The sequence below is a fragment of the Kitasatospora sp. NPDC002227 genome, assembly GCF_040296285.1.
Taxonomy (GTDB): Bacteria; Actinomycetota; Actinomycetes; order Streptomycetales; family Streptomycetaceae; genus Kitasatospora.
The window spans coordinates 93481-114672 of the sequence record NZ_JBEOWY010000012.1 but is presented as its reverse complement, the minus strand read 5'-3'; the positions used below and the strand labels follow the sequence as shown (position 1 = coordinate 114672).

Annotated in this window: 16 protein-coding genes, 1 pseudogene and 1 riboswitch; of the genes and pseudogenes, 4 read left to right on the top strand and 13 right to left on the bottom strand. The window is 73.5% G+C overall.

All coding sequences use genetic code 11. The features are described 5' to 3' along the window. On the top strand, positions 1 to 5883 hold the full coding sequence (locus tag ABT095_RS13790) for a WD40 domain-containing protein (protein WP_350529572.1): 5883 nt from the start codon (positions 1 to 3) through the stop codon (positions 5881 to 5883). Positions 5884 to 5926: 43 nt separating this feature from the next. Beyond that, positions 5927 to 6691 carry a hypothetical protein gene (locus ABT095_RS13785; protein WP_350529571.1) on the top strand — a complete coding sequence of 255 codons (765 nt, stop codon included), beginning with the start codon at positions 5927 to 5929 and terminating at the stop codon, positions 6689 to 6691. On the opposite strand, the gene ABT095_RS13780 is transcribed toward ABT095_RS13785, so the two are convergent. Next, positions 6663 to 7502 (bottom strand): hypothetical protein, encoded by an 840-nt coding sequence (locus ABT095_RS13780; protein WP_350529570.1) that lies wholly within the window; start codon positions 7500 to 7502, stop codon positions 6663 to 6665. The genes ABT095_RS13785 and ABT095_RS13780 overlap by 29 nt on opposite strands. 141 nt (positions 7503 to 7643) lie before the next feature. Between ABT095_RS13780 and ABT095_RS13775 the strand changes: the two genes are divergently transcribed. Together ABT095_RS13775 and ABT095_RS13770 are read left to right on the top strand one after the other, a co-directional pair. Then, positions 7644 to 8117, top strand: coding sequence for a hypothetical protein (locus tag ABT095_RS13775; RefSeq protein ID WP_350529569.1), 474 nt, complete (start codon positions 7644 to 7646; stop codon positions 8115 to 8117). Further along, entirely contained in the window at positions 8101 to 8511 is a 411-nt protein-coding gene (locus ABT095_RS13770; RefSeq protein WP_350529568.1) for a hypothetical protein, read from the top strand. The genes ABT095_RS13775 and ABT095_RS13770 overlap by 17 nt, the downstream gene beginning before the upstream one ends. Positions 8512 to 8538: 27 nt before the next feature. On the opposite strand, the gene ABT095_RS13765 is transcribed toward ABT095_RS13770, so the two are convergent. The 12 genes and pseudogenes from ABT095_RS13765 to ABT095_RS13710 form a co-directional block, all read right to left on the bottom strand. Beyond that, positions 8539 to 9258 carry a DUF6193 family natural product biosynthesis protein gene (locus ABT095_RS13765; RefSeq protein WP_350529567.1) on the bottom strand — a complete coding sequence of 240 codons (720 nt, stop codon included), beginning with the start codon at positions 9256 to 9258 and terminating at the stop codon, positions 8539 to 8541. A 65-nt stretch (positions 9259 to 9323) separates the two neighbouring features. After that, positions 9324 to 9665, bottom strand: a complete 342-nt coding sequence (locus ABT095_RS13760; RefSeq protein WP_350529566.1) for a DUF5713 family protein — start codon at positions 9663 to 9665, stop codon at positions 9324 to 9326. Positions 9666 to 9819: 154 nt separating this feature from the next. Beyond that, positions 9820 to 10218 carry a YcxB family protein gene (locus ABT095_RS13755; protein WP_350529565.1) on the bottom strand — a complete coding sequence of 133 codons (399 nt, stop codon included), beginning with the start codon at positions 10216 to 10218 and terminating at the stop codon, positions 9820 to 9822. A gap of 52 nt (positions 10219 to 10270) precedes the next feature. Beyond that, positions 10271 to 10492 (bottom strand): hypothetical protein, encoded by a 222-nt coding sequence (locus ABT095_RS13750; RefSeq protein ID WP_350529564.1) that lies wholly within the window; start codon positions 10490 to 10492, stop codon positions 10271 to 10273. Positions 10493 to 10550: 58 nt separating this feature from the next. Continuing rightward, positions 10551 to 11399: a LysM peptidoglycan-binding domain-containing protein gene (locus tag ABT095_RS13745; protein WP_350529563.1), complete on the bottom strand. Its 849-nt coding sequence runs from the start codon at positions 11397 to 11399 to the stop codon at positions 10551 to 10553. A gap of 5 nt (positions 11400 to 11404) precedes the next feature. After that, a riboswitch (cyclic di-AMP (ydaO/yuaA leader) is annotated at positions 11405 to 11553 on the bottom strand. A gap of 148 nt (positions 11554 to 11701) precedes the next feature. Further along, entirely contained in the window at positions 11702 to 12349 is a 648-nt protein-coding gene (locus ABT095_RS13740; protein WP_350529562.1) for a transglycosylase SLT domain-containing protein, read from the bottom strand. Between the two features lie 31 nt (positions 12350 to 12380). Then, positions 12381 to 14045 carry a leucyl aminopeptidase family protein gene (locus tag ABT095_RS13735; protein WP_350529561.1) on the bottom strand — a complete coding sequence of 555 codons (1665 nt, stop codon included), beginning with the start codon at positions 14043 to 14045 and terminating at the stop codon, positions 12381 to 12383. Beyond that, positions 14042 to 16528 carry a tetratricopeptide repeat protein gene (locus tag ABT095_RS13730; protein ID WP_350529560.1) on the bottom strand — a complete coding sequence of 829 codons (2487 nt, stop codon included), beginning with the start codon at positions 16526 to 16528 and terminating at the stop codon, positions 14042 to 14044. Before ABT095_RS13730 ends, ABT095_RS13735 begins: the two co-directional genes overlap by 4 nt. A gap of 610 nt (positions 16529 to 17138) precedes the next feature. After that, entirely contained in the window at positions 17139 to 18263 is a 1125-nt protein-coding gene (locus ABT095_RS13725; protein WP_350529559.1) for an aminotransferase class V-fold PLP-dependent enzyme, read from the bottom strand. Positions 18264 to 18300: 37 nt separating this feature from the next. Next, on the bottom strand, positions 18301 to 19548 hold the full coding sequence (locus tag ABT095_RS13720) for an MFS transporter (protein ID WP_350529558.1): 1248 nt from the start codon (positions 19546 to 19548) through the stop codon (positions 18301 to 18303). Positions 19549 to 19723: 175 nt separating this feature from the next. After that, positions 19724 to 20415 (bottom strand): annotated as a pseudogene (locus ABT095_RS13715) (helical backbone metal receptor). Positions 20416 to 20545: 130 nt separating this feature from the next. Beyond that, positions 20546 to 21064, bottom strand: a complete 519-nt coding sequence (locus ABT095_RS13710) for a hypothetical protein (RefSeq protein ID WP_350529557.1) — start codon at positions 21062 to 21064, stop codon at positions 20546 to 20548. Between the last annotated feature and the right edge of the window lie 128 nt (positions 21065 to 21192).

Here is a 21192-nt window from a genome sequence, read left to right as displayed (position 1 = left end):
ATGGGGGCTTTGGACGCGAACCCGGGTGGCCCCGGGCCGATCGACTTCTTCATCAGCTACTCGCCGGCCGACGAACGCTGGGCGGCCTGGATCGCCTGGACTCTCGAGGAGGCCGGCTACCGCGCCTTCCTGCAGGCCTGGGACTTCGTGCCGGGCACCAACTTCGTGGACTTCATGGACCGGGGCGTCACCGACTCCGCCGCCACCATCGCCCTGCTCTCACGCAACTACGAGCGCTCCCGGTTCGGCCGGATGGAGTGGCAGGCCGCGCTGCGCGCCGACCCGGACGCCCCCGAGCGGCGGCTGCTGACCGTCCGGATCGAGGACATCCCGGTGGACGGTCTGCTCGCCACCCTCACCTACATCGACCTGGTGGGCATCGCCGAGCCCGCCCGGGCCCGCGAACTGCTGCTCGCCCGGGTGGTGCAGGCCATCGACGGCCGGGCCCGCCCCGACCTGCGGCCCCGCTACCCCGGCGGGCCCGGCGGCCCGCCCGCCGGCCCCGCCCAGCCGCAGGTGCCCGCCGCCCGCCCGGTCGGCGGGACGGGCTGGGCCGGGCGCCGCCGCCCGGCCGCCCCGCCCGAGTACCCCTCGGCCGACGCGCGCACCGGCGAGCGCGACGGCGTCAGCCTGCTGCACCTGGCGGGCCTCGCCTTCGGCCGCGGCAGCGACCCGGCCGAACTGCAGGCCGCCGTCTGGGGCGACCTGGTGGAGCTGGCCGACGCCGGCGCACCCACCCCCGAACTGGTCGTCGTCACCGGAGACCTGACCGCCTCCGGCAGCCCCCGCGAGTGCGAGCAGGCCCTGGGCTTCCTCACCGGCCTGCGCTCGCTGTTGGGCCTGGAGCCGCACCGGGTGGCCATCGTGCCCGGCGGGCAGGACGTCAGCCAGGCCGCCTCCCGCGCCTACTTCAGCACCTGCGAGGCCGACGAACTGCGGCCCGTCCCGCCGTACTGGCCCAAGTGGCGCCACTACGCCCGGCTGTTCCAGGACTTCTACCAGGGCCTCGGCCTGGTCTTCGACAGCGCCCAGCCGTGGACGCTCTTCCCCGTGCCCGAGCTCGGCACCGTGATCGCCGGGCTCAACTCCTCGATGGCGTACAGCCACCGGGCCGACGACCGGTACGGCTGGCTCGGCCCCGAGCAAACCGCCTGGTTCGCCCAGGCGCTGCGCCCGTACGAGGAGGACGGCTGGCTGCGGATCGGCGCGCTGCGCCACCCCGTCACCGCCCGCCCCGCCGGGGCCCAGACCGCCCGGATCGGGGAGAGCGCCGAACCGCTGCGCGACCTCGACCGGTTCACCCGGCTCACCGCCCCCAGGCTGCACCTGGTGCTGCACGGCCAGGCCGACTCCCGCTCGGCCGTCCGGACGCTCTCCACCGCCGCCGGGGAGGTCGAGGCGGTCGGCGTGGTCGGCCGTGGCACCCACCAACTGCTGCGGCTCACCCGTGAGGGCCTCACCCGCTGGCCCGCCTCCGGCGCCGAACCCCAGCGGACCGCGAGCGCCTGGCGCCGCGCCCACCGGGCCTTCCCGCCACCCGCCGCGGACGGCCCGCCCGCCCCGGCACACCCGGAGACCGCCGCCGAGCCGGCCGCCGGACCGGCCCGGGAGACCCGCGAACTGGCCACCGCGGCCGACACCCTGCTCGCCCGGGTCGCCGAGGTCTGCCGCACCCGGCACGAGGGCGCCCAGATCCGCCAGGTCACCGGCAAACCACCGGGGCTCCTGGTCACCTGGACCGAATCCGGCTTCGTGCGCCAGCAGCGGGTCGCCGCCTGCGTCGGCACCCCGACCGCCGAGGAGGTGGACCGCTTCGTGGACGCCGTGCACGCCGCCGGCACCGATCACGACGCCGAACTCGTCCATGACGGCCCGCCGCCCGCGCGCGAACTGCGCGACCGTGCCCGGCGGCGCGGCGTGCGGCTGCGCAGCTTCATCGAGTTCCAGGGCCTGCTCGACCTGCGCGGCTACGTGGCCGCGCAGAACGAACGGCTCAGCACCGACGGCCAGTACCAGCCCGGCCTGTACCTGCCGCAGCGCTACAGCGACGCCGAACGGCCCGGCAGCGTCGAACGCGAGGGCCTGGTGGACGAGATGCTCCGCCTGCTCGAATCCGACCACGGCCGGTTCCTGCTGCTGCTCGGCGACTTCGGCCGCGGCAAGACCTTCGCGCTGCGCGAGCTGGCCCGCCGCATCCCCGCCGAACTCCCCTACCTGACACCGCTGTTCATCGAGCTGAGCGCACTAGACAAGGCGCACTCCTTCGACGGGCTGGTGGCCGCCCACCTGACCGCCCACGGCCTGGACACCATCGACCTGCGGGCCTTCCGCTACATGCTCCGCCAGGGCCGGATCGTGCTGCTCTTCGACGGCTTCGACGAACTCCTCAACCGGGTCAGCTACGAGCGGGCCGCCGACCACCTCCAGGTGCTGCTCGACGCCGCCGTCGACAACGCCAAGATCGTGGTCAGCAGTCGCACCCAGCATTTCAGCTCCCAGGAGCAGGTGCTCACCGCGCTCGGCGAGCGGGTCGGCATGCTCCCGCAGCGCCGGCTGCTCGCCGTCCAGGACTTCACCACCGCCCAGATCCGCGGCTACCTGGTCAACCGGTACGGCGACGAGACCGCCGCCGACCGGCGGATGCGCCTGATGGGCGCCATCCCCGACCTGCTCGCGCTCTGCCGCAACCCCCGGCTGCTCAGCTTCGTCGCCGACCTCGACCACGCCCGGCTGCAGGCCGTCGCGGGCGCCGGCCGGGCGCTCAGCGCCGCCGGGCTCTACCAGGAAGTCCTCACCGCCTGGCTGCGGTTCGAGGAGCGGCGCGGCCACGGCGGCCCCGGCGCCGCGCCCGGGCTGGGCCTGGACCAGCTCTGGGAGTCCGTCACGCTGCTCGCGCTGCGGCTGTGGGAGAGTGGCCGCACCGCCCTGCCGTACGACGAACTCATGGACATCGCCGGGGTGTTGACCGGCCTGCTGGAGACCAGGCTGCCGACCGCGCAGGTCGCGCACGCCGTCGGCTCCGGCTCGCTGCTGGTGCGCTCCGACGAGGGGATGTTCCAGTTCATCCACGGCTCGGTGGTCGAGTGGCTGGTGGCCCGGGCGGCTGCCGCCGGACTGGCGGCCGGTGATCCCCGGCTGCTGGTGCGCCAGCCCCTCAGCCGGCTGGTGGTCGAGTTCCTCTGCGACCTGGCCGACCACCAACTCTGCCAGCAGTGGGCGCAGTCGGTGCTCGACGGCGCCGCCTCGCCGGACACCGCCCGCGCCAACGCCGTCAAGGTGCTCGACCGGCTGCGGGTGCCCGCCCACACCGACCTGCGCGGCGCCGCGCTGGCGGGCGAGGACCTCTCCCACCGGGACTTCTCCGGCGTCGACCTCACCCGGGCCGACCTCACCGACGTCCGGCTGATCGGCGCCAACCTCGCCGGAGCCACCCTGCGCGGCGCCCGCCTGGTCGGCGCGCGCCTGGACGGGGCGGACCTGACGGGAGCGGACCTGCGCGAGGCCGACCTGCGCGGGGCCCGGCTGATCCGCACCGACCTGCGCGGCGCCAGGCTGCGCGGCAGCCGCTGGCAGCGGGCCGCGCTGATCTCCGCCGTCACGGACGAACGGGTGCTTGCCGCACCCGAGTTGCGAGCCGCCGCGCAAGCCCCCGGCCTGCCCGTCGAGGCCGGATTCCGCCCCTCCGAGGTCGGCGTCCCGTACGGCTTCGACGTCCGCACCACCCGGCTGCCCGAGCCCCTGGCCTTCAGCGTGGACGGCCAACTGCTCGCCGTCGGCAGCGACGACGGCTCGGTGCTGGTCTGCGACGCCCTCACCGGGGTGGCGCTGCGCACCCTCAAGGACCACATCGGCCGGGTCTACGCGGTCAAGTTCGCCGGGGACATCCTGGCCACCGGGAGCGCCGACGGCACCGTCCGGCTCTGGGACCCGGTCTCCGGCGAGTGCCGCCACCGCCTCGACGTGCACCCCGGCGGCGTCTGGCCGGTCTCGCTCGGTGCGGGCGGCACCCTGCTCGCCACCGGCGACGCCGAAGGCACCGTCACCCTCTGGGACACCGCCGCCGGGCAGCCGGTGCACAGCCTGCCCGGCCACGCGACGCCGGTCTACACGGCCCAGTTCAGCCCCGACGGCACCCGGCTGGTCACCGGCGACTCGGCCGGGGCGGTGCGGGTCTGGTCCACCGCGACCGGCCGGCTGACCGCCGAACTCCCGGGCCACCAGGGGGCGGTGTACCGGGTGCGGTTCAGCCCGGACGGCGCGCTGCTGGCCACCGGTGACGGCGGGGTGGACGGTGGGCCCCCGGGCCGGAGCGGCATCAGGGGCACGGGCGGTGCGGGGGGTACCGTCCGGGTCTGGGACACCGCCTCGAACCGGTTGCTGCACACCTTCGACGGCCACACCGGGCGGGTCTACACGCTGGCCTTCCACCCGGACGGCGATCTGCTGGTCAGCGGCGACACCTCCGGCCCGGTCCGGCTCTGGCAGCTGTCCGACGGCACGGCCCTCGGCCACTTGGAGGGGTGCCGGGGCGCGGTCTACCAGGTGGCCTTCGACGCGAGCGGCACCCGCCTCGCGGCCGGGGACAGTGACGGGGTGGTCCGGGTCTGGCAGGTGGAGTCCGGTCCGGTCCGGCGGGTCGTGCCGCTGCGGCGGCAGCCGCCCGAGCACCGGGGGTCGGTGTGGGCCTGCGGCTTCCGCCCGGTGGACCGGGCGGACCTCGACCCGCTGGTGGTCACCGGCGGCAACGACGGGGCCGTCCGGCTCTGGGACCCGGCCTCCGGCCGTAGCCGGCAACTGCTGCGCGGCCACGGCCGACGGGTCGGTTCGCTCTCCTTCAACGGTGACGGCACCCTGCTCGCGGCCGGCGGCAACGACGGCGTGGTCCGGCTCTGGGAGCCCGGCACCGGCCGCCGGGTCCGGGAGCTCGCGGCGCGGAGCAGCCGGTTGGTCTCCGCCCAGTTCAGCCCCGAGGGCCCGCTGATCGCCACCGCCAGCAACGACGGCGACCTGTACCTGTGGAACGCGCTGAGCGGCGAGTACCTGCGCGAGATGGACGTGGAGACCGAACACGTCTGGGCCGAGGCGTTCAGCGCCGACGGCGTCTTCGTGGCCACCGCCAACGATGACGACACCGTCCGGATCTGGTACCGCAGCACCGGTGCCCACGTCGCCACCCTGCGGGAGCACCGGGGCCGGGTCCGCTCGATCGCCTTCAGCGCGGACGGGCGGCGGCTGGCCACCGGCTGCGACGACAGCCTGGTCCGGATCTGGGACATCGCCGCCGGGCGGATCGAGACCCAGCTGGCGGGCCACCGGGACCGCGTCTACGCCGTCGCGTTCACGGCGGACGGCTCGGTGGCCTCCGCGTCCTGGGACGGTGAGGCCCTGCTCTGGGCCGATAGCGTCCGGGCCGACGGCGTCCGGGCCGACGGCGCCGTCCGCCACCGCCTCCCCGGCCACGTCGGCCGGCTCTGGACGGCGACCGTCCACCCCTCGCGCCCGCTCCTGGCCACCGCCGGTGACGACCGGGTGGTCCGTCTCTGGGACACCCGGACCGGCCACGACCTCGGCCGCCTGCGCGGCCACACCGGCCGCATCCTGGCCGTCACCTTCAGCCCCGACGGCTCCCTCCTGGCCAGCGGCGGCGAGGACGGCACCGTCCGCCTCTGGCACGTCCCCGCCACCGGCCTCCCCACCCCGCGCGCCACCCTCCTCGGCGCCCCCGACGGCTGGGCCGCCCTCGGCCCCACCGGCGCCTACAAGTACGAAGGCAACGTGATCGGCGAGTTCTGGCACGTGGTCGGCATGTGCCGCTTCGAACCCGGCGAACTCGACACCCACCTCCCCGGCGTCCACCGCCTCCCGCCGGAGGCGGAGCTGTAGGCGTCTGTGATGATCGCCTTCCGGAGACAGGGAGGGGATCGGCATGGAGTACCGGCCGGGCGACGTGCTGCGGGTGAGCTGTCCGTTCACCGAGGCCGTGGTCACGAGGGTCATGGAGTACGACGTCGTGCTGCGCTGGCCGTGGTGGGAGATCGACCAGGAGACGGAGTGGATCGAGTGGAACGGTGAGGTGGCACTGCCGCTGCCCGAGGACCCCGGCTGGGGCCGGGAGTACTTCCGGACCGAGCCGGCGGAGGAGACCCTGCGGCCGGGCGACCGGTGCCTGGTGGGGATCCCGCCGACCGTGGTGCACGTGCTGGCGGTCCGCTGTTTCGACCCGCCCCTGGAGACCGGGTGGCTGCCCCGGCCCGCGACCTACCTCGAGGTGCTGCGGCAAGGCGAGTCCTACGACGCCGGGCTCGAGGAGCAGGGCTACGAGATCGACCCCGACGGCGGCGTGCCGTACCGGCTCGAACCGCTCTTCCGCCCGTACGCGTTCCTGGAGCCCGGCGACGAAGTCGCCGACGCCGCCGGGCGGGCGTGGCGCTTCGAGGCGCCCTGGGGCTGGCAGGCCTTCGACGGCGGTCCGGAGCAGGCCCCGGTCTGGCCGCTCGGCCTGCTGCACCGCGAGGGCGGCGCCACGCCGGAGGCCGTGGCCGCCGTCGCGGCGGCGACCGCCAGGGGCGGGCACGCCGACGAGGAAGCCCGGTGGGTGGAGCTCACCGGCGCGGGGCAGACGGAGCGCCCTGACCGTGAACGGGACGGGGGCACTCGGATATTCAACAGTGGCAGTACAGACGGACGATGACGCAGTCATCGTCGAGATCCTCCAGATAGGCCGCAGCCCGCCGGGCATAGGCGGTGCTGGGGTCCTCATCGGGCAGCACGTCCACGAATGATCCCGGGCACTCGGCGTCGATCCACTGCCCGTCCAGCGTGAGCAGGGCGAAGCGGGCGATGGCCCAAGCCGCAGCTTCGTCCAGATCAGCCTGGGGGTCTCGGGTGAAGTGTGAGATCGGGTCGCTGTCAGGCCCCAGCATCCACACACCCAGATTCGGGTAGCGGTCCCACGCGGAACTGTGCGTCAGCGCTCGCACCAACGGCTGGGCATGGTGATCGGCGACGGCCTGCCCGTGGGGATAGCCCCGAGTGTTCGCGCGGTGCCGCGCGATGAACGTGGTCAGCGGTTCGGCCGGGGGATGGTCCGCGACCAGGCGGGCGAAGTCCTCCTGCTCGGCCTGCCATCGGGTGCGGGCCCGGCTGACCGCGGCTTCACGGGTGGTGTCGAAGTCCAGCAGCCCTCGCGGACCGCCGTCACAGCGCAGGGGCAGCCGTTCACACGGCTCGCCATCCGGATGGGTCGCGAATATCAGCCGCGGATCGCCGTCGTGCTCCGGCCGGACGGCGAAGCGATCCTCGTCACCGGCGTCAATGCGCCACCAGTCCCACTGCCCGTCCGGGTTCCCACCGGAGAGGTTGAGGTCGAACGGCGCCATCACGGCGTCCAGTGCCGCCCGCAATTCCCGCGGCGGAGTCGGCGGAAGGCACACGTCGACCGAGAAATGACTCATCCCCACCCCTTGCCCGTGATCACCACCGAGCGGTTGATCGTAGTCCACCTCATGACCGTCCGCCCACGGCTTTTGCACCGCGTCGAGGGACGTGACCTGCGGGGGCGCTGGTGCCACGCAATCACCGAGGCTCAACGGAGGGGATAATCCGTTCGAGTGAGGCTGGTTCGGGACCGTAGGGTGCGGAGCATGCCGTACAGCATCGACTTCCTCGACGTACCGCCGGGGCGTACCTTCGACGAGGTCCTGGAGGAGCGGAACGCCGCCTACGACTGGGATGCCGAGCCCGAGCCGATCGATCTGACGGACGGGCAGGTGAAGGCTTGGGAGCGGCTGTCCGAGCGGGTGGCGCGCGAGGTGGGACCGATCGAGTCCGAGGTGTATCCCTACAGCCTGACCTTGCACTGCTATCCGGGGGTGGGCCGCATCCAGGTGGACTATGCGGGGGACTCCGCCTCCGTGGAGATCACCTACCGGTACTCCGGGGAGGCGGCGCGGGCGATCATGCGGGAGGTCTACCGGATCGGGCGGATGATCGAGGAGGAGTGCGGGCTGGAAGGGGCCGACGGGGAGGTCGGACAGACCGTGCGGGACGGCGATCCCGAGGTGGCGGCTGCCAGGCTCGCAGGCGTCTCTGGCTGGGCCCGTGAGAACCTCACCTGAGCAGCAGCCTGGAGAAGGCCGAGCGCGGCGGAAGTCGCCCCAGGAGAAGAAACGGCTGAGCTACCGCAAGGACCGCCGTAACAACTACGGGGAGAACGACAAGAGTTCCCGCAGGAACATCCCCCTCGCCCGCCGGGCCGCGCACCACGCACTGCGCGGCCGTGAACGACTCGCGCTGGAGCGGATCCGCGCGTACGGCGGGCAGTTGGACGACGGCCAGGCGTTGTTCGCCCGGCGGACGACCGGGCGTTGGCGCAAGTGGCCGGACGCGCCGCTCGGTGAGCTGGTCGTGGGCGGTCTCCGGCGCCGGGCCAGGGTCGGCATGGACGCGCCGGAGCGCAATGCCGAGCGGATCGAGCGGGTGCGACGGCGGCTCTCAGGCAGGTCTCGTTGACGGGCTGAGCAGTTGGTGACACTGCCCTCAACGTGCCGGGCCGATCCCCTCCGGCAGGGTGGCCACCACCAAGGCGACGGCCTCCTCCGGGGTGTCGAAGCGCGCGATCAACTCGCTCCCGTCGTGTACCCCGTAGACCCCCTTCTCGTGCATCCACAGGATGTGCCCGACATGTGTCTTCCAGTTCGCCCTGACACTGGTGGAGAACCAGACGTTCATCATGCTGGTGGCAGGTGTCAGCCGGCGGAGCACCGGCTGGGCGTACGCCGCAGCCAGCAGCGCATGCGTGCGCGGGTACCGGTCGTCTGGCGGAAAGTGGATGCGGTCCAACTGGAGGTGCCACTCCAACTCGGCCCCGCTGAACGGTTCCCGCTCGTGCACGAGGGCCCAAGGCCGGAACTGGATGCAGGGGGCCTGCACCTTGGTCTCCTCGAGTCCCGCTCCGCTGGTCCAGGCTGCCACCGCCCTGACCACCTCGGCCGGATCGGCGGTCCATCCGCCAGCCAGGCGCGGGAAGTTGCTCGGGAGGTCGCTCGCGAGGTTCACCCGGAAGGCCCGACGCCGCTCGTCGGGCGGATACACCGTCACCCGCCGACCGCTCCCGGCGTCGACGTACTTCGCGACAACCCCTCGCTCCTCGTCCGACTCGCGCAGGACGACCCCGAGCCGCTCCGCCGTGTGCTTCAGCAACGCCCACAGCGCCCCGCCGCCCCAGTTGCTCCCGCCGGACCCCACCCCGAAGTTCATCCTCCCATTATGGTGTCGAGGCCGGGGAGACCTCCGGACGTGCGGATGGTGCGGTGCGCCGGGAGTCACCAGTCGCGGGTGGCGATGAGTTCCTCGATGTCGGCGTCCTTGAAGCCGTAGGCGGTGGCGAGGAACCAGAATTCCTCGGCGATGTACTCGCGGGCGACCGTCTCGATCTCGCTGCCGGCCGCGTCGAACTCCGCCTCGAGGAGGTTGAACTCCTCGGTGGCGGCGTGGGTGAGGGTGTAGAGGGCGGACAGGTCGGCGGGCTGTTCGGCCTCGATGCGCTCGCACAGGCGGAGGAGGACGGCCCGGCCCTGGTCGACGACGTGGTCGGGGTAGTAGGAGTCCCGGTACATCCCCTGGAGGAAGGGGTGTTCGGCGATCTGCTGGTTGGTGATGGGCATGGTGCTTCCTCGTCCTTGGCGCGGTACCGATGCGCTGATCATGCACGGCACCGCTGACAACGACGCGGTCAGCTCCGGCGGCCCGGGCGGCAGCGGACGCCCCACGAGGCGTCGAGCGTCGGACGGAGGACGGGCACCGATGAGCCGCGGCGTCTCAGGCCGCGACGCCGGCCATGCCGCCCTCGCGGACGGTGTAGCCGGGGCCCCAGGCGCGGAGGTGCTGGGCCAGGGCGGCCCGCTCGGTCGGCGGGACGGCTGCGGCGGGGAGGAGGACGACCCCGTTCGGGGCGAGCTGGACGGCCCAGGAGAGCCGGCGTTCGTTGACCAGGCGTACCTGTGACCAGGGGATGTCGCGCGTGCCGTCGGAGTTGGTGACCCGCAGGCCTTCGGCGGAGAGCTCGATGGTGGTCGGACCGGCCAGGTGCGTGAACATGCTGAGGACGCTCTTGTCCATGATCTTCCGCTTGAACCCGGCGAACAGGCCCTTAGCCGGGGGCGCCATGGTCTCCTGCAGCTCCGGGACCGTCAGATCGAAGCTGTATGCGTACTCCACGGCGGATCTCCTTGCTGTGCGAACGCCCGTACGTGTGCGGGCGGACGGCAGGCTACCAGGCGGCTGAGCTGTGGCGGAGCCGGGCGAAGACGACCGCGAACAGGGCCAGCGAGACCAGGCCGAGCAGTGAGGCGGAGGCGGCGCGGGCGACGAACGCCCGGCCGTGCTCCAGGGGGCTGATGAAGAGGATGGGACCGGCCACGATGGGCAGTGCCACCAGAGTGCCGGCCAGGGCCGGGCCCCAGCGGCGGCCGGCCAGGGAGGAGGCCGTCACGAGCGCGGGCTGGGGGCATCTCGCACAGGCCCGCGCCCGTGAGGAAGGGCCGGGGTGCTCAGGACAGGTGCAGGACCTGGCCGGGGTGGATCAGGTCGGGGTCGGCGCCGACGGTGCCGAGGTTCTGGGCGTAGACGTGCTGCCAACCGCCGAGGTGGTAGGTGTTCGAGATCCCCGAGAGGGTGTCGCCCTCGACCACGGTGTAGTCACCGGGAGTGGGAACGGCCGGTGCCGCCGGGATCTGGGGGGCGGCCGGGGCCGTCACCGGCGGGGTGACCGGGGTGACCGGCGTGCTCGGCGGCGTCGTGGCGGGGGCGGATGCCGCGGGCGGGGCGGCCGGATCGGCGGGCATGGCCGGGGTGGCCGGGGTGGTGGGGGCCGCCGGGGTGGTGACGGGCGCCGTGGGGGCCGTGGGCGCCGGGGTGGCGGGCACGGCGGGGGTGACGGGTGTCGCGGGCGGCGTGACCGGGGCCGTGGTCGGCGGGGTCACCGGGGTCGCCGGGGTGCTGGGCGCGGTGGTGGGCGGAGTCACGGGGGCGGTGGTGAGGACCGTGGCGCAGCCGGGCCAGCGGACGGTGCCCTGGTCGGCGAGGAGCTTCTCGGCGATGGCGATCTGCTGGTCCTTGGTGGCGTGGCTCGGCTGGGCCGCGTACTGGTCGCCGCCGTAGGTCTTCCAGTCCCGCAGGGTCAGCTGCAGGCCGCCGTAGCCGCCGTCGCCGTCGTTGGCGGTCCAGTTGCCGCCGCTCATGCACTGCGCGACGGTGTCCCAGCTGGTGGCCGGTACGGCGTGCGCGCCGGCCGCGGTGAGCAGCGGCAGTGCGAGGCCGACGCCCATCACGGAGGCGGCGGCCACGGCGCGGTCGGCCTGGGTGGGGCGGCGGTGACGTCCGGAGCCCGAGAAGACCATCGAGTTGTCCCTCTCCGCACGCCTGCGAGGTGAGCTGTCGGGTTCGGACCGGAGAGTGGCCCGGCCGCGCTGGGCGGCTTCACCCCTAGCCGTGGGTGCACGGCGTGGGAACCTGGGTCCCCCGTCCCCGCCCAAGGGGTCTGCTGCGTGGTCCCGGGGTGCGCGGTGGGCGGGGTTCGGCGTGCCGCGTCCGGGGCCCGTGGAGTCCGGGCTGTTGGCGAGCGTAGAGGGAGTCACGGTCGGATAACAACCCGGCAACCCGACCATCACACAATCATCACGCGCCTCATAAACCCACCAGCTCAACCGTTCTGAGCGAGCGCCTGGTCGGCCTTCGGCAGGTTGGCACGCAGATGATCCAGGTACGCCTGGGCCTGCGTGCCGGGGTGCGCGCCCCGGGCGAAGGCGAGCATGTTGCCGGGGCCGGTGTTGTAGCCGAGGGCGAGCAGTTCGTCCTTCGTGTACGAGGAGCTCCAGTGGGAGGGCAGTTGGTCGGCGAGGCCGGCCAGGTACCAGGCCTCGGCCTGGATCGCGAGCGCCGGGTCGTCCGGCAGCTCCTCCCAGCGGCGGGTGGGGAAGTGCTCCTGCTTGGTCTCGTCGAAGGCGGCCCGGTGCATGTTGGCGATGCCGAAGGCGGAGTCCGGCTTGAGGCGCTGCCAGGCGCGCTCCAGCTCCGGAGCGTGCGGTTTGTAGGCCTCGTTGTAGAGGACGGCGAGCAGCAGGCGGGCGGACACCCCGGTCTTCGCCGACCAGGTACGGACCTGCGGGGCGAACTGGGCCGGGTCGTAGGACGCGCCGGTCGCGGGGCCCGGTGAAGCGCTGGGACTGGTGGCGGTAGGGGTGGGAGAGGTGGTGGACGGCGCGGCTCCCGGGTGCTGGGTGGTCCGGCAGCCGGTCACCGCCACCACCGCCACGAGAACTGCCGCTGCCGCCCACCCGTACCTGCTCATACTTACGGATGGTAGGCGAAGTGCGGTGCGGTCAGCCGCCGGACACGAGCAGCTCGACCAGGGTCCGCACGCCGAAGCCCGTTCCGCCCAGGCCCCATTCGGGGTCGTCCAGGTCGGACAGCGCCGTGCCCTGGATGTCGAGGTGCGCCCAGGGGATGCCGGTCGGCACGAACTCCCGGAGGAACAGGGCCGCCAGCATCGCGGTGCCGTGCCGCACACCGATCGTGTAGTTGACCAGGTCGGCCACCCGGGAGTCGAGCTGGCCCCGGTACTCCTCCGGCAGCGGGAGCGGCCAGCAGCGCTCGCCCGCGCGGGCACCCGCCGCCTGCACGCGGGCCACCAACGCCGGGTCGGTGCCCAGTACGGCGGCGATCCGGCGGCCGAGGGCGACGGCGGCGGCGTCGGTGAGGGTGGCCAGGTCGAGGATGGCGTCCGGCCTGGTCTCCGCGGCGAGGGTGAGGGCGTCGGCCATGATCAGGCGGCCCTCGGCGTCGGCGTGGCGGACCTCGACGGTGGTGCCGCTGCGCATCCGCAGCACGTCGCCGACGCGGATGGGGTCCGCGTTCGGCATGTTCTCGGTGAGGGGGAGCCAACCGTCCACGGCGACCGGGCAGTTGAGAGTGGTGAGGGTGGACATCGCGGCGAGCACGGTGGCGGCGCCGGCCATGTCGGCCTTCATGGTGGCGAGTTCGGCGTTCGGCTTGAGCGCCAGGCCGCCCGCATCGTAGGTGACGCCCTTGCCGACCAGGGCGATCCGGCGGGTGGCGCCCGCCGGGCGGTAGCGCAGCCGCACCAGCCGGGGCGGCACCAGGGAGCCCCGGCTCACCCCGAGCAGGCCGCCGAGCCGCTCGTGGGCGATCCGCTGCGCGTCCCACACCTCGCACTCGAGCCCGGTCTCCGCGGCCAGCTTGAGCGCCCGCTCGGCGAAGACCGGGGGAGTGAGCTCCTGGCCGGGCTCGTTGACCAAGTCCCGGGCGAGGCGGACGGCTTCGCCGATGCGGAGGCCTGCGGCGAGCGCGGTCTCCGGGTCGGCGCAGGCGCCGCCGCGCAGGCCGGGGCCGGTCCAGGAGGGGCCGGTCCAGGAGCGGGGCGAGGGGGCGGAGCCGGTCGGGGCGCCGTCGGCGGCGGTCGGTGCGACGCTGGGTCCGGTCCGGTCCGGGGTGGGTCGGCCGTCGCTCGTCGTGAGGGTGGGTCCGGTCCGGTCCGAGGTGGCGTCGGGGTGGGCGGTTCCTGCCGTGAGACCGGGGCCGGTCCAGGCGGGTTCCGGGGTGGTGTCCGGTGCCGGGGGGACGACCAGGGTGATCAGTTGGTCCGGTGGGGTGCGGGTGGTGGCGACCTCGGCGGAGAAGTGGCCCGGGTAGCGGTAGGAGCCGAGGAGGTAGCCCTCGGCGAGGTGGCGCAGGTGGGGGCCGGGGGCGTGCAGGGCGAGGCGGCGGTAGTTGGGGACGGCGCGGGCCAGGTGGGCGGCGGCGGTGCGGGTGGCGGTCGCGTCGAAGGCGGCGCGGGGACCGCAGCCGAGCAGCACGCGGACCGGCTCGCCCGGCAGGTGGAGCACCTGCCCGAGCGCGCCGGAGAAGCCGCTGCCGGCCAGGAAGGCCGGGCTCAGCTCGGCCGGGAGCTCACCGGCGAAGACCGGCTCCACCACGGAGTCCACGTCGGTGGGCTGCTGCGGCGTCAGCCGCCAGCGGGCGCTCATGCGCCCCGGGCGGCGCGGCGGGCCGCCCCCCATGCCTCCAGGTCGGCCAGGTAGGAGGTGGCGAGCTCGCCCATCCCGCCGGCCGCGCCGACCGAGGCCCAGCCCCGGGCGGCGGAGATCGCGTACGGGTCGAGCCGGAGCGCCTGGAAGAAGCAGTCCTCGGCGAGCAACTCCCGCCCGGCGCGGGCGAAGCAGTCGCCGGCCGCCGCGTAGCCGAAGGCGGTGGAGACCGGGCCGAGGCGGGCCGTGCGCAGGTAGCTGTGGGCCGCCTCCTCGGGCCTGCCCTCCTTCATCAGCCCTTCCGCCACCTCGATGTGGGTCTTCGGCTCGTACGGGTCGATCGCCAGCGCCTCGGCCACCAGCCGGTGCGCCCGCTCGTTCTCCCCGAAGGCGTAGAACTCCTTGGAGCGACTCTCCACGCAGGCCCGCAGGTTCTCCCGGGCCAGGAACTCCTGGTACTCGCCGACGGCCGGCACCGCGCGGGCCAGCTCCTCGGCGCGGTCCATGTCGGAGGCAAGCTTGGCGATGTCCTTCTGGAGGAACGGCACGTAGCTGACGCTACGGTAGAACCGGCTCTCCAGCATGATTTTCTCGAACTCCGAGTACCCCGGGTCGTCCAGCAGCTCGGCCATCGCCTTCTCGCCGATCTCCCGCCAGGTGAGCGCGAGTTGCAGGTCCTTGGTCTCGCGGGCCTCGAAGATGACCGAGAAGACCGCGATCACGAACCGCAGCTGGGTCGGGCAGGCCGGGTGCTCGGCGATGGCCATCGAGTTGGCCGGGTGCACCAGCTTGCCCTGGCCGACAGAGGAGACCCAGCGGACGACGTCCAGCCAGTGGTGCAGCCGCAGTTCGGCCGCGGTGGTCAGCTCGGCGGCGGGGCGGAAGGGGAGCAGCTCCTGCAGCAGCTTGGCGAAGCCGAGCCGGAAGAGCACCCCGGCCACCTGGTGCTGCCGCTCGGCGGTGAAGGTGTGGAAGTCCTCGATCCAGCCGCAGAGGGTGTCCCAGGCGGGGGTGCGCAGGTGGGCCGGCAGGTCGGCCGGGTGGGCCACGGCGAACTCGTGCAGGCCGGACTCGCGGATCAGGTTGGTGCGGAAGGCCGGCGGCATCAGCCGCTGGAAGTTCACCCCGGGGTGCAAGCCGCGCTCGGCGTGCTGGAAGGCCAGGGTGGGCAGATTCGCGTACAGGCCGGGGGACTTGGACTCGCCGAGGTTGAAGTAGGCGGCGTGCATCCGGTAGTGCCAGTTGTTGGTGTACGGGCGCTCCGGGTCCTTGACGGCGGCCAGCCGGACCACCTCGGCGAGCGGTTCGTCGCCCGCCGCCAGGCAGTCGGCGACCAGGCGGTCCCGGGTGGCGGAGGCCCGCGGGGCGGCGCGGAAGGCGCGCTCGGTGAGCACCCGGGCGAACTCGCCCTGGCCCACCTCCTTCGCGCAGTCGGCCGCCCGGAGCAGGGCGAAGGCGGTGCCGTAGGGGCCGAGCCGGGAGGCGTGCAGGTAGTCGGCCAGGGCGGCCTCGTACGCGCCCGCCCGCTGGTGGGCCTGGGCCGACTGCATCCGGATCTTGACGCAGGTCGGGTCGAGCGCCACGCCCTCGGCCAGCGCGGCCTGTTCGGCCTCGGTGTCGCCCAGCCGGACGGCCATCTCCACCCGGCGGTCGATCAGACGGCGCCTGGTCTCGAGCAGCACCAGCTCCTCGTCGGCATCCGGCGCGGTGAGGGCCGAGACGGCCTGCTGGGCGGTGGCCAGGCGGGCGGCGGCTCCGGCGAAGTCCTTGCTGCGCTCGGCGTACATCACCTCGCGCAGGCCCAACCGGGCTTCCAGGACGACGCGTTCGAACTCGCTCAGCTGCCCGGTGGTCTCGGCGAGCAGGCCGCGGGCCCGGTCGAGGTGGTGCGGCACGGCGGAGTCGTCCCCGCCGTGGCGGGCCAGCAGGTAGCCCCAGCCGGCCACCGACTGCACGTGGGTGACGGTGGCCGCCGGGTGCTCGACCAGCGGCCGGTAGGCGGCGGTGGTCCGCTCGGTGAGGCCCTCGAGGCCGAACAGCGCGACCGCCCGGCTCGCCTGCAGACCGGCCGCGACCGGGCCCTGGCAGGCGTCCGCGTCCAGGTCGGCGGGGACGAGTTCGAGGACGGCCGGCAGCAGGCAGGCGGCGACCAGCCAGTGGGCCAGGCCCGCCCGGTCGGTCTCGTCCAGCTCGGCGCGCCGGCGGTAGGCCTCGGCCATCCGCAGCCAGGCGGGGGAGGCGAGCTCGGCGGGCAGGTCGAGCGGGGAGGCGGCACGGTAGGCGGCCAGGCGGGACTCCTCGACCAGCAGCTGCCGGTAGCTGGCCGGCATGGTCATCCCGAAGCGCAGCGCCTGCGGCGAGCGGGTCTCGAACCGCCGGGCCGCGAGCACCGCGGAGCGGGCCTGGATCACCGTCAGCGGTGAGGCGGCGCCGTCGAAGTAGGGCCGGTGCACCTCGAAGGTCAACCAGCTCGGGGCATTCACCCCGACTTTTCCGTGACTGAACTCCCAGCGGTCCACGGCGTCATTTCCCATCGTCTCGGCCGGCGTTTCGGGCAACGCCTCGGGGATTGGAGATGCGCCCCGCGACCCAGGAGTCGCAGGGCGCACCGGAGGCGGAGCCGATCAGGCGGCGTCGTCCATCAGACAGGTCCAGCAGTCAGCCGCACCCGTCGTGATCTCGACCTCGTCCGCGAGAGACTCCCAGGACTCGTAAGCCATTTCACAACTCCTTTCACCGATCGACCGGACGCGCATATTCGCGACCGGTGCTGGTGAAGGGAAGCTAAGACAGTCGGGCAGCTGCCGTCAAGGGCGTCGGAGGAATTCTGAAAAAGCTTCTGACGCAGGAAAAGGGAATTCGACCACGCCCTGCGGCCGCGGCCGCAGGGCGTGGTCTCACCTGTGCGACGATCAGGCGGCGTCGTCGATCAGGCAGGTCCAGCAGTCAGCCTCGCCCGTGGTGATCTCGACCTCGTTCGCGAGGGTCTCCCAAGACTCGTAAGCCATTTCACAACTCCCTTCGTTTGAATGTCCGCCGCCATTTCGGCGGCAGCTCCGGTGAACGGAATTTATGACACGCCGTCAGCGGCCGTCAAGGCTTGAGCCCGGCTGCCGACGCCAGGAAAATGTCAATCTCCTGGTCGGTGGTCCAGTAATGCGGAGAAACCCGCACCAGGCCGGCCGGTACCGACACCTGGACGCCCGATTCGGCCAGTGATTCGACGAGTTTCCAGCTGTCCACTTGTGGACACGAGAAACTCACTATCCCGGAGTCCGCCGGGCTCGGGGTGCCGTCGAAAGGAGTGGCCGGGGTAAAGCCGAGCGCGGCAATTCCGTGCCGCAGCCGCCCGGCCAGTCCGAGCACCCGGGCCCCTACCGCCGGCAGGCCGACGGCCGCCAGCTCGGCCAGGGTGGCCTCCAGGCCGACCATGCCCACCAGGTCGTACATCCCGCCCTCGACCCGCGCCGCCACCGCCCGCTCGGGCAGCTGGTAGCTGAGCGGGCCGGGGCCCTTGGTCAGCTCCGCCGCGCCCTCGAAGCCGTACCAGCCGGTGGGGGTGGAGCGCAGCAGCTCCAGCCGGTCGGCCCGGCAGTAGAAGACGCCCTGGCCGGTGGGCCCGCCCAGCCACTTGTGCGCGCCCGCGGCGAGGAAGTCGACCGGGGTCCGCGACACGTCCAGCGGGAGGGCGCCCAGGCTCTGCACGGCGTCCACGCTGACCAGCGCGCCGACCTCGGCGGCCAGGGCGCAGACGGCGTCGAGGTCGATGCGGAAGCCGGTGGCGAAGTTGACGTGGCTGACGGCGATCAGCCGGGTGGCCGGGGTGAGCACGGCCGCGAGGTCCTCGAGCCGGTACCCGCCGGCGCGCATCGGCACCCAGCGGAACTCCACGCCGTGACGGGCCAGCCGTAGCCACGGCCGGACGTTGGCGGGGAAGTCCCGGTCGAAGAGCACCACCTGGTCGCCCGGCCGCCAGTCCAGCCCGTCGGCCACCAGATGGACCCCGGTCGAGGTGTTGGGTACGAAGGCGATCTCCTCGGGCGTGGCGCCCAGCAGCCCGGCCATGGTGCGGCGGGCGGTGTTGCGGGCCCGGAAGACCTGGCCCAACTCCGCGCTCCCGTACGGCATCACCTGGTCCAGCGCGGTGCGCATGGCGGAGACGGCGGGCGGGCGTAACCGGCCGAAACCGGCATGGTCGAGGTAGGCGCGGACGGTCATCGGGGCGGGCCTCCCGGGGCGGACGGAGTGGAGGGGGTCAGCGGGAGGAGCGGGTGGCCAGGGCCCGGGCGGTGGCCCAGGTGGCCACGAGCAGGGGTACGCCGTGCAGCAGCAGCACCCACTCGGGCACCCAATCCGGCCGCAGCACCAGGCTGGTGACCAGCAGGCCGGCCATGAAGCCGCCGTTGACCACGATCTGGCCGAGCCCGAAGGCGCGCCCGCGCCGGTCGTCCGGCAACTGCTGCATGGCCTGCTTGAAGGTGATCTCGCTCAGCGCGTCGCCCAGCCCGGCGAGTACCGCGGAGGTCAGCCGGAGCCACCAGTCGTCCAGCCAGAACACCCCGATGAAGCCGGCCGACATGGTGATGGTGGCCAGGCAGAAGACCACCAGCGGGTTCCGCTCGATGATCCGTTTGGCCAGCGGGCGCAGCACGAAGCTGGCCAGCAGCAGACCGGCCGCCCAGCTGCCCCAGACGGCGCCGGAGACCACGGTCGGCGAGTCCGGCCGCAACTGGCTGCCCAGGATGGGGAGTCCGACGTGCTGGGAGGAGGAGCCGAAGGCGTCCAGGCCGCGCAGCACCACCAGGACGGCGAGTCCGGCACCCACCAGGAGCGGCCAGGCGCCGGTCCGGTCCCGGCGGGCCGCGCCCGCCGCGCCCGGGTCGCGCATCCGCATCCGCAGAGCGGTGAGCACGAGCGCGGAGAGGGTGTAACTGCCGGCGTCCAGGCCGAAGACGCCGCGGTAGCCGATCAGCGGCACCATGACGGTGGCGAGCCCCATGCCGACCATGAAGGCCACGCCCTTGAGCCCGGCCAGGACGCTGTTGACGGTCTGGGTGCGCTCCCCGGCGAGCACCGGGGTGGCGGCGGAGAGGGTGGCTTCGAAGACCGAGCGGCCGGTGCCGACCAGCGCCACCGCGAGGTAGAGCCACCAGTTCTGCGCCCCGTCCGGCAGGAGGGCGAGGAGGGTGAGCACCGCGGCCCGGACCAGGTCGGCGCCGATCATCACCCGCCGCCGGTCCCAGCGGTCGCCGTACCGGTGGCCGAGCCGCCCGCCCGCGATGGCGCCCGCGTAGAGCGCCGTGCTCAGCAGGCCGGTGGCCAGCGCGGAGTGGCTGCGCTCCCAGACGAAGACGGACAGGCAGATGAAGTCGAGCGCGTAGCCGATGTCGGAGACGGTCTTGGCGGTGAGGAAGACCGCGAGGTCACGCCGGGAGGCGCCCGGCGCGGGCTGCTCGGGGGGACACGGGCCCGGGGTGTCGGGCGGGGACTCGGTCCGTGTCACTGCTGCACCCTTCCCTCCGAGCAGCCGGGCGCGCACCTACCGTGCCCGGCCTGTGACGCCTGCGCGCCCCAGCCTGGCAGTCGGCGGCCGAGCTGGGTAGCCGCGGCCTCCCTCGGGTTTTTGCAACATGCTGACAGCGGCGACCTGTTGCGCACCCGTCAGGCAGCCGCACCCGTCAGCCGGCCGCGGCCAGCTGCCCGGCGAGCACGGCGGGTGCCTCGGCCAGCGAGGGGCCGTACCAGGTGAGGTGCCGCCCGCTGACCAGGGCGCAGGGCACTCCGGGGAAGGCCTCCGGCCCGTCCTCGCCGGTGAAGCGGTACGGCTCGTCCGGGAGAACGACCAGTTCGGGCCGGGCAGCGGGACGGCCGGGTAGCGCTCGGGGTGGTCGGCGTGGATCAGCTCGACGCCGAGCCGGGCCAGCAGGTCGCCCGCGAAGGTGTCCCGGCCGAGCACCATCCAGGGGCGGCGCCAGATCGGTACCACGGCGCGGACGGGGTTTCCGGTGGTGGTGAACTGCCAGGCCTGCCCGGCGGCTTCGAGCCAGGGCGGCAGGTCGAGAGCGCAGGCCAGGCCGAGCAGCCGCTCCAGGGAGCGCAGCGCCTGCGGCAGGGAGCGGACGTCGGTCACCCAGACCGCGAGCCCGGCCGCCCGCAGCGCGGCCAGGTCGGCGGCCCGGTTCTCCTCCTGGTTGGCCACCACCAAGTCCGGCCGCAGGTCGGCGATCCGGCTCAGGTCGGGGTTCTTCGTCCCGCCGATCCGCCGGACCGCAAGCCCGGCCGGGTGGCCGCACCAATCGGTGGCTCCGACCAGCAGCTCGGGCGCGGTCCCGGCGATCGCCTCGGTCAGCGAGGGCACCAGCGAGACCACCCGCCGGACCGCTCCCAGCCGGACGGCCGCTCCCAGATCGTCGAGTTCGGTACGCGCAGTGGTCACCACCCCACGGTAACCGGGCCCACGGCAACCGGGCAGGCCGCGGTGAGTACGCGTTCCGGCCGCCTCAGGTGCTCTGGGCCGGGAGGCGGGCGGGCAGGACCCCGGCCGCGCGGACCGCCCGGGTGAGCGCCTCGAACTTGACGGTGAGGCCCCGGTCGCGCAGCTCGTCCCCGTATTCGTCGGCCAGCGCGGCGTCGAGGCGCTGCCGGATCTCCGGGAGGTTCCGCTCCCAGCTCGCCAGGTGCATCGCGAGCGCCTCGTCCAGGAAGCGGACCGCCGCGCTGCGGCGGAGCCGGTCGAAGGGGGAGCGGATCATCGACCGGCGGCCCTGGAGGATCCGCTCGAAGCACCAGAGCAGGGTGAAGTAGGCCGCCAGCACCTCGGGGCCGTAGGGGCGCTGGCCGGTTCGGAAGGTGGTCAGCAGATCGCGGGCCAGGGCCACCTCGCCGCTGGTCAGGTCGAGGTGCAGGGTGCGGGCCAGCTCGAAGTCCACCTGCCGCGTCTGACCTCGGTAGACGGCCCAGGCACCGACGACCGAGGCCACCGCGCCGACGCCGGAGGCGATCTCCCAGGGGTCTGCCATGCCGAGCTCCCATCGCCCGCGTGATGTTCGACGGCCGGACCCTAGCAGCGGGCAGGCGCGGTCGGCACCGGAGTTGACGCTCCGACGGCCGGCGGGAGATGTCAAAGAACCCGTTGACATTTCGAGAA